This is a genomic window from Exiguobacterium sp. PvP048 (assembly GCF_040549175.1).
In the GTDB taxonomy this organism is placed as follows: Bacteria; Bacillota; Bacilli; order Exiguobacteriales; family Exiguobacteriaceae; genus Exiguobacterium_A; species Exiguobacterium_A artemiae.
In genome coordinates this window covers 756,279-768,313 of the sequence record NZ_JBEPSU010000001.1, presented here as the reverse complement: position 1 = coordinate 768,313, position 12,035 = coordinate 756,279, and the positions used below count along the sequence as shown (strand labels likewise).

Sequence of the window (12,035 nt, the reverse complement as noted above, 5' to 3'; positions counted from 1 at the left end):
AAATTTCGTTTCATCAAAGGAGTCTTTTTTTATCTGAAGTAGGGATTATCGGCGAAAAACCGACAAAAACATTTTATTTTAAAAATGTGATAAAATGTAAATATAAATTTTTTAATTCCATTTTGAAGGGGAGAATGGTCGAGTATGGCTCATCAGAACGTTCAAGCATTTGGTACTTTTGTGAAGGTCGGGGACCGGATTCACCGGAACGAGACGTATCTGCAATGGGGGGAAGGGACGAATTCACTTGGCGCCTGCCTGTTACTGAACCCAGGATCTGCAAAATTAACAAAGGATTTAGACGCAGTTCTGCATGCAACTGGACGAGCGACTGGACCTATCCACGCGAATGATCCGACAATGAAACAGCTGATCCGGATCGTTGAACAGATTCATGCGCATCAACAACCCTTATCCGGAAGATTCCATTTGTATAACTTGTTTCAACTTCGTCATGGTAAAAACGTCGAGTCTATTAAATATTTCGAAGAATTATCCCGACTTGAAATGTACGATTCGAGCGATTCCTTTGTGACTGTTGAAGAATTAAAGACACATCCTTGGCTGCTTCTCGGTTGGGGTGTCGAAAACCGGAAATCGTGGTTTTATCTCAATCAAGCGAAACAAGAGTGGATGAGACGAATCAAAGCATCAGGAGTTCCTTTCTTCGGGAAAGAAAAGCAGGGAACGATAGACTACTATCATCCTTCTCCTCAAAAGGTGGCAGACCGAAATGTTCGTTTTGCAGAACTTGTCGAGTTACATCAAACACAATTTCGTGGGAATTGAAACGGGGGACAATCATTTGACGGGAACATGGGAAGAAATACTGGTACTGCGATTTGAAGGTGGGCGTGTCACTTTGATGGGACAGAAACAACCGGACGGACAATGGGTGTTCCTGAAAAAAACAAACGAATCCGCATTTTTTGACGAAGAAGATGAAGATAATCTGAACGCCTTTCTTCAGACGAAGTCGTCTGTCGTCCGTGGTTGGGAAGAAGCGACAAAATTGCTAGGAAAAGACTGGACGAGAAAAAGACCTGCTTATGTTCATCCGGAATTTGAAGAGCTGGTGCCGAATAAACCGCTCCGACGAAGAAGATGAACGCAATCGATTTTTCTTTAAAGTGATAACAAAAAACCTGAGTGATTTTCTTTTTCTAGACGGAAGAAGAAATATCATGCAGGTTTTTTGCTTAGAGATCACTTCATTTTTCCCGTGGAAACAATGCATCAACAACCCGTTGACTGGCTTTCCCGTCATCCAGGCTGCAAAAGCGTTCCTGGAACGCGGTGTATTTCTCTTCGTACTGTTTGGATCGGGTTTCGATGTGTTCGATATAATCGATGACCTGATCACTTTCTTTTAACAGTGGCCCGGGAACGACCGCTTCAAAATCAAAATAGAATCCCCGGAGGACGGAAGCGTATTTCTCTAAATCATACGTAAAGAATAACATCGGACGGTTCAAGTGAGCATAATCGAAGAAGACGGACGAGTAATCCGTAATCAACAGATCACTGATCAGATACAGTTCCGCGATATCGCCGTATGCGGACACGTCGTATGCAAACCCGTCAAACGCCGTCAAGTCCAGGTGTTCCGCAATCAAGTAGTGCATCCGTAACAGAACGATGTAATCGTCACCTAAACGGGATTGCATCTGTTTCAAATCCAGTTTGAGATTAAACCGGTACTGACCTTTCGTTACGAACTCGTCGTCCCGCCAGGTCGGTGCATACAAGATGACTTTTTTACCGGGCGGCAATCGCAGTGACTGTTTGATCTGCTCGGCTTGTTGCTGACGGTCCGGCGCATACAACAGGTCATTTCGCGGATAACCGGTTTCAAGAAGCAGTCCCCGGAAATCAAAGGCCCGCTTGAAAATGGCGCTGGAATAGGGATTGGGTGAGAGCAGATAGTTCCATTCCTTGGCCTGGGCAGAAAAGTTCTTTTTGTACTGTTCGGTATTCGTACCCGGCATATGGACCTCATCCATGTCGAGTCCGAGCCGTTTTAAAGGAGTCCCGTGCCAGGTCTGTAAATACATCGTTTCCCGTCGTTTTTTTAAGCTGAGCGGCTGACGCGTATTGAAAATCCAGTACTGCGCCTGGGCCATCAGGTAATAGTATTTCGGGCTGTTCCGCAATACCCAGTTCGGACAAGCTGCCTTGACTGCGGCGTTCGGTTCTTTGGCAAAAATCCAGACGAGCTGAAGTTCCGGACGCTGTTTTTGAAGTGTCAGGTAGAGCGCTTTCGGATTGTCCGAATAACCGCGACCTAAAAAGCTTTCAAACAGGACAAGATTTTTTTGAACCGGAAGCTGTTGAAACAGCCGATAGAGAAGCAATCCTTTATGGATTTTCTTGCGGCGGATTTTCGTAAGTAGCTGTGTCATGTCATACTCCTTTAAAAAAGATTAAAAATGATGTTGTCTGTAATGAGTCGGTGTCTCGCCGGTCGTCTGTTTGAACGCCTGACTAAAATGACTTTGACTCGAGAAATGTAACTTGTTCGAGATCGTCAGCAGGGAATCATCCGTCGAACGCAACAGCCGTTTCGCTTCACGAATCCGTTCACGAATGACGTAACGTGCGAGCGGAAGTCCCGTCTCTTCCTTGAACAGGACGGATAAATAATTTGATGAAACGTGAATCGCCTGGCTGATCGACGAGACCGATAACGGATCATACAAGTGCTGCTGGATATAACGGATCGCGGCGAGTACGTGCGGCGAATGGCGCAACTCCTGAATCTGTTTGACGGCCTCTGCAAAGCTGACCGTGATCCGGACGTGGCGGTTACGCAGCTCGGAAATACTGGTTGCCGCTTCAATCGATTCAATCATCCGGTCGCTGAGCATAAAGGCTTCATCCGGTTCCAGCCCGCCGTTAATCGCAGCCCGGGCGCTCAACAACACTGTGCCGAGCAACAGATTTTTTTCAGCCCGTAACGGCTGGTGACGCGCGAGTGATCCGAATTCACCGTAAGCGGGTAGAGAGTAGGTCGTCGCCAAGCGTTCGCTTTGTCCGGACGAAATCCATTCGATGATCTGCTGTTCCCGCTCCCAGGCCTTGATGTAGGCAGTCGTTGCAGTATGAGGGGAAACATCGGCAATCAGCGGAATTTCCTGCTCTTCGCTTTCCGATTCGGTTCGGATGTCCCGTTTAGCGAGTTGCTGGCCGGTCAGTAAACGGTGGACCAGATGAGCGCAGTCGATCAACCGGTTTTCCGTCGTCCGGGTCAAGGCTTTATAAAATTGATGGAACGCTTCATCCTGAATGTGCGCACGGAACAGAGCCGATTGCAGTAAGACCGGACCGATCCGGTACTGTCCTTGTTCCTGGACGGGAATAAACAGGTAAGCCGTTCCATCTTTTAAGGTATACAGGAGCGGTGTCTGATCCGGTGCCGGCCATTCCTGTTCAATCGATAACCGGCTCGGATGCGAAGGCGCGGCCGGACTGATATCCAGTTTCTCACCGGTCAGGGACTGGTACGAAACAAAAAAGCCCGTCGTCCCGTAAAGACTTTCCGCGATTTGAATCAAATCTTCTGTTGATAAGGGCGACACTGGAGTTCCTCCGTTCTTTAAAAACGTGTTGTTTTCAGTTTACGTCGTGTCCCGATGATTGTATAGCAAGAATCATTTGAAGCCGAGAAGACATTAAAAAAAACAAAAGACATCAACGGCCCGTTTGTTCAGGCGGTTGATGTCTTTTTGAGTTGGAGGGAAAATCGTTTACCGGGGAGCATCGTCAGAAGAGTCTGAGTCAGCCGAATCAGCCGATTCATCGTCCTTTGACGTTTGCTCGGGTTCAGCATGTTCATCGAGTGAAGCCGCTACTTCGTCGTAAGACAGGTCGTGTACGAGTGGTTCAGATGTTTCAGCCGGAGGGAGAAGTTCGTCCCCGTCGATCGGTTCATCGACTTGGAAGTCGACGGTCAAGGCATGGAGTTCCGTTGCGATTTGCGCGAGATGAGCCGCTGCTGTCGTGACGGCTTCGATCGTCGCATTTGTTTCCTGGATGCTTGCGGCACTCGTCTCGATGCCGGCAGCATTTTCTTCCGTCAAGGCAAGAATCGTTCCCATCGCGTCAGAAACTTCTTCGGTCGCATGAGTCAGGGCACTGATATCTCCCGTCAAAGATTCTGTCCGGTTCGAGACATGCTGGACGGACCCGGCAATCTGTTCGAAATCGACTCCGGTCGTCTTGACCGATTCTAGCGAGTGTTTTAAGTCATCCATGACGCCGTTCATCGCACCCATTGCCGTCTGCGTTTCGTGTTGGATATTATCGAGTAACTGTTTGATTTGTTTCGCAGACTGATCACTTTCTTCGGCCAGTTTCCGCACTTCGCTCGCGACGACGGCAAACCCGCGTCCCTGTTCCCCGACACGTGCTGCCTCGATGGCCGCGTTTAAGGCCAATAGATTGGTTTGACTGGAGATGGCCTGTAACGTTCCGAGAATCTTGCCGATTTCTTCAGAACGTTTGCCGAGAAAATCAGATGTATTTTGGATTTCTTGCTCCAATGAATCAGAATGCTGCAACAGATCCGTGATGGTCTGTTTCGTCAGGCGACTGCCGCGTGTCGCTGCAGTTGCGACGGATGCGACTTCTGTCAGCGTTTCGGTAGCGGCTGTCTGCATCGCGATCGATCGTTCTTTGACGCCGTAAACCGCATGGGAAGACCGTTCCGCTTGTTTCGTCTGTGTCTCGCCGGCAGCAGCGATTTCTTCCATCGTCTGTCCGATTTGAACCGATGCATTTTGAACGTGGGTCGCATTCGACGATAAATCGTGCGAAGCATCCCGGACGGTTCCGGCAGACTGGGTCATCGCTGTGATCGTTTGACGAAGCTTTTGGCGCATGGCGTCAAAGTTTTCACCGAGATCTGACAGTTCGTCGCGAATCCAGCGTTTCGGGCGTTTCGTTGCGCGTAAATCACCGCTTGCGATGGCTAACGCCTCACGGCGAAGACCGGCTAACGGCCGATTGATGGAACGGCCGATAAGCCAGGCAATCAAAGTCGCCAAGGCAATCGCGATGACGAAGTTGATCAGTGATTGTGTCAGCATTGCATCCTTAGGCGCATACAACGAAGCATAGTCGAGAACAACAGCTAATTTAAAGCCTGTCTTCGAGGACAGTTGCCAGATGACGACCGATTTTTTTCCGCCGACTTCCATGATCGTCGAACCGGATTCCTGACTGATCATCTGTTTAGGTGCTTCGAAATATGGTTTTCCATCTTCACGTAGCTGGTCGACTTTCTTAAAGAAATAGCTTTTATTCGGATGCGTGACGACTTTTCCGTCTTTTGTATAACTGAAGACAAATCCTTTTTGACCGATTTCAATCCGTTTCATGTCTTCCGATAACCGGTCGACACTTTTATAGACGGATAGGACGCCTTTGATATTCGCCTGATCATCAAGCGCTGCTTTTGAAAAACCGATGACCGACAGCTTGGTGGCTTGATCATAGTAGGGTTCGCTCATTGCGACCGTACTCGAATTTTCCAACGCCTGTTTGTACCAGACGTCCTGGCGGGGATCGTACCCCGACGCGGCTTGCTGTTTCGGCCAGTTTAAATAACCGCCCTTGGTATCCGCATACTGGACAAAGGAATTTTCGATTTTGGATGAACCGTATTTCTCAAGGACGCTGTAGATATCTTTCGCTTTTTGAGAGGGGAGTTCCGCCCCCGGTTCCGGCGTGTTGCTTATGTAACTCGGCAGTTGTCCGTTCGTCCGGTTAAACGGGAGGCCGGCCAACAGGGTCGTATCTTTTTTCGTGTCATCGATGATGCGGGAGAAGGATTGCTCAAGTTGTTTCAAGGCCGTTTGGGAGGTCGAATCGACCAGCCGTTCGACGGTCTGACTCGTCTGATCGTAAGAAAACCAGGTCGAGACTCCTAACGTGAGGGCAGGCAGTAAAATCAGCCCGATGAAAAGCCGGCGTGTTATCGGAAGACGCATATGTAATTCTCCTATCTTTTGAAATAGTCTTTAAAATCTGTCTATTCTGATTATCGGAAGGGTAGTACTAAATATGAAGGAATTGTGGGGAGATTTTCATGATTTGGGAACTGAACGAAACCTGAGTTCATGATAAAATAGAAGCGGTGTCACAGAGTGGCTAGGGAGGAACGAACATGAATATTGCTTTTTTCTTATTACCAAAAGACGAAGTGAAATACTTAGATCCTGAATCAACAGTCAGACAAGCACTTGAAAAGATGAAACACCATCGGTTCACGTCGGTCCCACTCGTTGATGACAAAGGAAAATATGCGGGAACCCTGACGGAAGGGGATGTCCTGTGGGCACTTGAAAAAAATCTTGAACATGCGGATTACGATCATGTCCTGCAAACCCGGTTGACGGATATCAAACAACGTGTCCGGTACAAGCCGGTCTCGATCACAGCACAGATGGAAGAGATGATTGAAGTCATCACGGATCAGAATTTCGTACCTGTCATCGATGACGGGAAACACTTTATCGGCATCATTCGCCGGCGGGATATCATTGACTATTTTGCTAAAAAAGTGGCACGCGAGAACGTTCAATACTAAAATTTAGTATAAAAAGCACTGATTTTCACGAAAAGTGGAAAGAAGTGCTTTTTATTGACCCTTTTTAACTGCTTTTGACTTCACGAACCGGCCCGACAAGACGATATAGAACCATAATGACAAGTTAGGGAGGACGATGTGTTGCGACGTTTATCACCAGTCTCCATCGTAGAAGCATTCCGAAAACGCTCCTACTACAAAACGTTCTCATGGATGATTTCAGTTATTGGTCTGTTAGCGTTATTAATCGCGATGCAACAACTGGTTAAGAATCTGGAAGACGGATATCAGTTCAAACGCTCAAGCGAGATGATGGATATTTTTGAACGACTCAATCAGGTCGAACGAAGTGTGACGAATGAGTATTACCTCACCTTAAGTGAAACAGCGGACGATACCGTTCCGGCACGGACCGAAACGTGGCAGCAAACAAAAGCCGAACTGACGGCACTTGACCGGCAGATCAAAGATCTCAAGATGGAGGGACCGGCCCAAAAAGAACTCCTGACTGAAATCAACCGTCTGCAGACCGGCGGATATCAGTCGGAGCATCAATTTTTTCAGGCAGCGACTGCCTATAAAAGTGAAGTCCTGTTCAACCAACTGTATTTGAGCGGCGAGACCGGGACCTACTACACGTTTTTCTCGAATCTCTTTTTGATGCAGGAAGAGCTTGGCCGGGCGGGACAATTTTTAGTGAGCATTAACCGGGAGGAGCAATTGAATTCGATTGATCTGTTGCGTCTTCGTCAGACGCGTCAGGAGCTGAACTCACGGAACAACGCTTTGATCCGGTCCTTCTACGCGACGATGCGGCCGGAAGATGAAGAGCTCCGCCGGGATATCTCGGTGATGAGCAACCAGATGTACGCCTATTTACGAATGATCGATGCGACCATCAATCAACCGGAACTGAAACAATACGGAACGATGGACGAAGTGGCAAAACGCTATCAAACGAGTATGTACCGGTCGTTTGATCAAGGGATTGCCGATGTCCAGACCGAAATGACGGATCATGGAAATACGTTGATCCGAAATGCCTGGCTGATGTTCATTGCGACGTGCTGTGTGATTCTGCTTCTGCTTTGGCTGACCTTATCCCTGTTGCGGGCATTCCGAAAGGACTTACATATTTTGCAGGCGGAAGCCGACTTTTTTGCGGAAGGTCCGAAACAGTCGCATCATCAGGTGCCGGAGTTGAACGACTTCCATCCGGTCGTTGAAGCGTTCCGGACGATGACGACGATCATTTCCGGATTACTCGATTATAACGATAAAAAAACGATGGAAATCAAACAGAAGAAAGCAGAAATCGAATCCTTATTTTCTCAAAATACGAATCCGATTGTTGCACTCTCCTCTGATTTTCAACTGCTCAGCGGAAATGACCGTTTCAAACAGTTGGCCCAGTCGTCTGAATTGATGACAATCGAGGAACTGATTCATCCGGCAGATTTAAACCGTGTCCGCCGGGCCCTCAACCAGGCAATCGACGGGTACAGCCAGACCATCCGTTGCCAGATGATTTTCAAGCAGGACATTCGGAACATGTTCGTCAACATCATTCATGTTCCTTCGAAAAACGGCAACGGAACGGCACTTTATCTGACCTGTCATGATGAGACCGATCAATTTAAGCGCGAAGAAAAGATCACGCAACTGGCCCTGTTTGATGTGCTGACCTCTTTGTTGAACCGGAACGGGTTTGAGCAAAAGATGGAGGAAGCCATCGCTGCGCCGCAACCGGGAGAACTGGTGACGATCGGCGTCCGGCAGTTCAGACGGATCAACGATATCTACGGACACAGTGCCGGTGATCAAATCCTAAAAGAACTGGCAAACCGCTTGCGTCACCATTTCATCGGGACAGGTTCAGCAGCCCGGATTGGCGGCGATGAGTTTGCCGTCCTGATTTTCCAACAGGAGATCGTTGATTACCGCGATCTGAAAACGATTTTGGAACGTCCTTACCGGATTGACGGTGAAAAAATCGATGTCAGTATCAGCATGAGCATGGTCCGTTATCCGGATGATGCGGTCGCGGTGACGTCGTTGCTGTCTTCCGTCGACATCGCGATGCAGCATGCGAAACGGGAACAGACCGGTGGACCGATCTGGTTTGAGTCCTGGATGAGTGAAGAATACCGGGAATCCGTCGTTCTCGAAGCCGAGTTGCGGGAAGCGATTGCCCGGAACGAACTGCAACTGTTTTATCAGCCGCAAGTCAATCTGAAAACCAAAACGGTCGACGGATGCGAAGCCTTGTTGCGCTGGTTCCATCCCGAGCGTGGGATGATCAGTCCGGCTGTCTTCATCCCGATTGCCGAACGGTCGATGCTGATTGAAGAAATCGGAATGTGGGTGGTCCAGGAATCCGTCAATCAGGTCAGACGATGGGAAGGGACACCGCTTGAGTCACTTCGTGTGTCCGCCAATCTATCCGTCAAAGAACTGGTCTCCGGCCGGATCGTCGAGTTGTTGACGGATGTCCGGGAACGTTACCCCGGGATTGAACAACGGATGGAGCTGGAAATTACCGAATCATTTGGTGTTTTTTCCGATACGCGCGTCTTTGATGCCTTGCAGACACTGCATCGACTCGGTTACCGGCTGGCGATTGACGACTTCGGAACCGGCTATTCCTCGCTGTCGTATTTGAGCCGTTTGCCGATTCAACGACTGAAGATTGACCGTTCGTTCATCAGTGGAACGGATGCCTGTTCAAATGCTCCGTTAATCGAGACAATCATCCGACTCGCCCATACGTTAAAGTATGATGTCGTGGCGGAAGGGATTGAACAGGCCGAACAGGGAGAGAACTTACGAAAGCTCGATTGTGAGTATGGTCAAGGGTTCTATTACTCTCGTCCGATTCCGGCTGATGAATTCGAAATCTGGTATGACCGTTATCAAGAAGATATTAAACAATCCGGATGATCCATTCATCCGATATCATCTGCATACGAAAAGTGACCGCTTCCCGACTGGTGTCGGGAGCGGTCACTTTTTTAATGGAATCAGAACGTCTTGCCGGCGAATTAATCAAACACGATCGAGTGCGAGATCATCCGTTTCCGATAAATAGGCTTTGATCGGTTCGACGGCTGCCCCGACGGTTCCCGGAGCGAACGGAGATTTCAGTCCGGCACGTTCCACGAGTGTCAGGAAGCTTTCCGATCCACCCGCTTTACAGAGCTCAAGATACGATTTCCAGGCGGCTTCCCGGTCTTGCTCCATCCAGGCATAGAACTGGAAGGCACAGACTTGCGCCAGCGTGTAATCGATATAGTAGAACGGGCTACCGAAAACGTGGCCTTGTTGATGCCACCAAGCGCCTGAATCCAGGTAATCATTTTCTTCATAGTTGCGGTGCGGCAGATATTTCTTCTCAATGTCACGCCATGCCGTCCGGCGTTCAGCCGGTGTCAGTTCCGGTTGATTGTAGATGACGTGTTGGAACTCATCGATGGCGACTCCGTAAGGCAGGAACGTCACGCCACCGGCAAGGTGACTGAACTTGTACTTGGCCGTCTGAGCGCCGAAGAATTCTTCCATCCACGGATAAGCAAAGTATTCCATCGACATCGAGTGGATTTCACAGGCTTCATACGTCGGGAACCCGTATTCCGGCACGGTGAAGTGACGGCTTTCGTAGACCTGGAACGCGTGTCCGACTTCGTGTGTCAGGACATCGATGTCACCGGCCGTTCCGTTGAAGTTCGAGAAGATGAATGGGAGTTTTTCGTCCGCGATGTACGTGCAATAGCCGCCGCCTGCTTTACCCGGTTTCGCCGTCAAGTCGAGCGCGCCGCGTTCAAGCATGTATTCAAAGAACTCATTTGTCTCCGGTGACATATCACGGTACATCTTTTTCCCGCCTTCGATGATGAATGCTTCTTCGCCCTGCGGTGTCGCGTTGCCGGTTTTAAAAGCAAATCCTTCATCGTAATAGTAGAGGGAATCAACGCCGATCCGGCGCTGCTGGCGTTCTTTGAGGGATGTCGCAATCGGGACGATCGTCTCAAGAATTTGTTGACGGTAGTTTTCGACCATCGATTGATCGTAATCGACACGCAACATCCGGGCATAGCCGAGTTCGACGAACGACGGGAAACCAAGTGTCTTCGCGATATCGGTCCGGACATGGACAAGTTTGTCGTAAATCGTATCGATGGCGTCACCGTGTTCTTTTAAATAGCCGTAGCGTGCTTCGGAAGCAGCTTTTCGGACAGTTCGGTCAGCTGACTGGAGATAGGGACCGAACTGGGACAAGTTTAGTGTCTTGCCGTCGAATTCGATTTGCGCCGCCGACATCAGTTTCGTATATTCACTGGCCAGGCGATTTTCTTCCTGGAGTTTCGGAATGATGGCGTCAGAGAATGTTTTCAGACTGGCTTCCGCAAGTAAGAAAAGCTGTTTGCCCCACGTCGATTCGAGCGAAGAACGGAGAGGATGAGTCGTCAGTGCCTGATAATAACTCGAGACGTATCCTTGGTAAACCGGACCGGCTTCGTCAAAGAAACCCTGTTCTGTTTCGTAGAAACCGTCACGCGTATCGATCGTATGACGGATCTCCACCAACTGACTGGCTGTTTCAAATTGATTTCTAAGGGTATTAATCTCAGAGATGGCATTGTTTGCTGTATCGACATCTGTTGCTTCACGCAAGCGATCGATAGCAGCATGCATAGAAGTTTCAAGGACGTTCAGGTCAGGACGGACATATGTAAGTTCTGAAAATGTTAACATGTAAGCGCCTCCTTGTGATTTCTAACTATTATCACACAAAAATACTTGCAAAACCAGAGTTACAAACGTATGCTTTTTGTGAGAACGTGAGCGAGTTTGCATTTAACTGGCTCCTATAAAAAAATCGAATCTTCTTTAAGAAGAAAACGATCGAGAAAGTAGAGGGATAGTATCATGGGATTCTTTAAAAAATTGTTTGGTGGTAATGACGCAGGAAACACAAAAATCGCTTCTGCCCTTACAGGTAAAATCGTCAGCATCGAGAACGTACCTGATCAAGTTTTCTCGCAAAAAATGATGGGTGACGGTATCGCAATCGAGCCGACGGAAGGGAAAGTCGTTTCACCAATCAACGCAACGGTCGAAACAATCTTCCCTACAAAACACGCAATTGGTCTTAAAGGCGAAGATGGTCTTGAGTTGTTGATCCACGTTGGATTAGACACAGTTAACCTTAAAGGTGAAGGCTTCACGGCACACGTTCAGTCTGGCGATAAAGTTAAAGCCGGTGACGTCCTCGTTGAGTTCGATCTCGAATTTATCCGTGCAAACGCACCATCTACAATCACACCAATCATCGTGACAAACCACGATCAATTTACACTTTCTGCAGTACCGGCTGAAGGAACATCTGTCGTCGCAGGCGAAACAGAACTCTTCAAAGCGACACATAAATAATCATGTAACGAATACG

The 12,035-nt window shown here is 48.5% G+C and carries 9 protein-coding genes; 5 read left to right on the top strand and 4 right to left on the bottom strand.

What is annotated here, in order from left to right; translation table 11 throughout:
* Positions 1 to 144 precede the first annotated feature (144 nt).
* Positions 145 to 789, top strand: a complete 645-nt coding sequence (locus ABIC15_RS03855) for a hypothetical protein (RefSeq protein ID WP_354019761.1) — start codon at positions 145 to 147, stop codon at positions 787 to 789.
* Entirely contained in the window at positions 734 to 1,108 is a 375-nt protein-coding gene (locus ABIC15_RS03850; RefSeq protein WP_354019858.1) for a hypothetical protein, read from the top strand. Before ABIC15_RS03855 ends, ABIC15_RS03850 begins: the two co-directional genes overlap by 56 nt.
* A 103-nt stretch (positions 1,109 to 1,211) precedes the next feature.
* Here the strand turns inward: ABIC15_RS03850 and ABIC15_RS03845 are convergent, their stop codons facing one another.
* From ABIC15_RS03845 to ABIC15_RS03835, 3 genes are all read right to left on the bottom strand, one after another.
* Positions 1,212 to 2,402, bottom strand: coding sequence for a CDP-glycerol glycerophosphotransferase family protein (locus ABIC15_RS03845; RefSeq protein ID WP_354019760.1), 1,191 nt, complete (start codon positions 2,400 to 2,402; stop codon positions 1,212 to 1,214).
* Positions 2,403 to 2,423: 21 nt separating this feature from the next.
* Positions 2,424 to 3,578 (bottom strand): helix-turn-helix domain-containing protein, encoded by a 1,155-nt coding sequence (locus ABIC15_RS03840; protein ID WP_214849623.1) that lies wholly within the window; start codon positions 3,576 to 3,578, stop codon positions 2,424 to 2,426.
* A 168-nt stretch (positions 3,579 to 3,746) separates the two neighbouring features.
* Positions 3,747 to 5,990, bottom strand: coding sequence for a methyl-accepting chemotaxis protein (locus ABIC15_RS03835; RefSeq protein ID WP_354019759.1), 2,244 nt, complete (start codon positions 5,988 to 5,990; stop codon positions 3,747 to 3,749).
* 176 nt (positions 5,991 to 6,166) lie between these two features.
* On the opposite strand from ABIC15_RS03835, the gene ABIC15_RS03830 reads away from it, so the two are divergent.
* Both ABIC15_RS03830 and ABIC15_RS03825 read left to right on the top strand, forming a co-directional pair.
* Complete coding sequence (locus ABIC15_RS03830; protein WP_012371366.1) at positions 6,167 to 6,589, top strand: CBS domain-containing protein; 423 nt, start codon at positions 6,167 to 6,169, stop codon at positions 6,587 to 6,589.
* 138 nt (positions 6,590 to 6,727) lie between these two features.
* Positions 6,728 to 9,529 carry a putative bifunctional diguanylate cyclase/phosphodiesterase gene (locus ABIC15_RS03825; protein WP_354019758.1) on the top strand — a complete coding sequence of 934 codons (2,802 nt, stop codon included), beginning with the start codon at positions 6,728 to 6,730 and terminating at the stop codon, positions 9,527 to 9,529.
* A gap of 105 nt (positions 9,530 to 9,634) precedes the next feature.
* On the opposite strand, the gene ABIC15_RS03820 is transcribed toward ABIC15_RS03825, so the two are convergent.
* Complete coding sequence (locus ABIC15_RS03820; RefSeq protein WP_290827726.1) at positions 9,635 to 11,341, bottom strand: M3 family oligoendopeptidase; 1,707 nt, start codon at positions 11,339 to 11,341, stop codon at positions 9,635 to 9,637.
* A gap of 174 nt (positions 11,342 to 11,515) precedes the next feature.
* On the opposite strand from ABIC15_RS03820, the gene ABIC15_RS03815 reads away from it, so the two are divergent.
* Positions 11,516 to 12,019 (top strand): PTS sugar transporter subunit IIA, encoded by a 504-nt coding sequence (locus tag ABIC15_RS03815; RefSeq protein ID WP_012371363.1) that lies wholly within the window; start codon positions 11,516 to 11,518, stop codon positions 12,017 to 12,019.
* Positions 12,020 to 12,035 lie beyond the last annotated feature (16 nt).

Bases quoted from the DNA above. Each gene is read 5' to 3' on its own strand.
- ABIC15_RS03855 (WP_354019761.1), top strand. From the start codon at position 145: ATGGCTCATCAGAACGTTCAAGCATTTGGTACTTTTGTGAAGGTCGGG.
- ABIC15_RS03850 (WP_354019858.1), top strand. From the start codon at position 734: ATGTTCGTTTTGCAGAACTTGTCGAGTTACATCAAACACAATTTCGTG.
- ABIC15_RS03845 (WP_354019760.1), bottom strand. From the start codon at position 2,402: ATGACACAGCTACTTACGAAAATCCGCCGCAAGAAAATCCATAAAGGA.
- ABIC15_RS03835 (WP_354019759.1), bottom strand. From the start codon at position 5,990: ATGCGTCTTCCGATAACACGCCGGCTTTTCATCGGGCTGATTTTACTG.
- ABIC15_RS03830 (WP_012371366.1), top strand. From the start codon at position 6,167: ATGAATATTGCTTTTTTCTTATTACCAAAAGACGAAGTGAAATACTTA.
- ABIC15_RS03820 (WP_290827726.1), bottom strand. From the start codon at position 11,341: ATGTTAACATTTTCAGAACTTACATATGTCCGTCCTGACCTGAACGTC.
- ABIC15_RS03815 (WP_012371363.1), top strand. From the start codon at position 11,516: ATGGGATTCTTTAAAAAATTGTTTGGTGGTAATGACGCAGGAAACACA.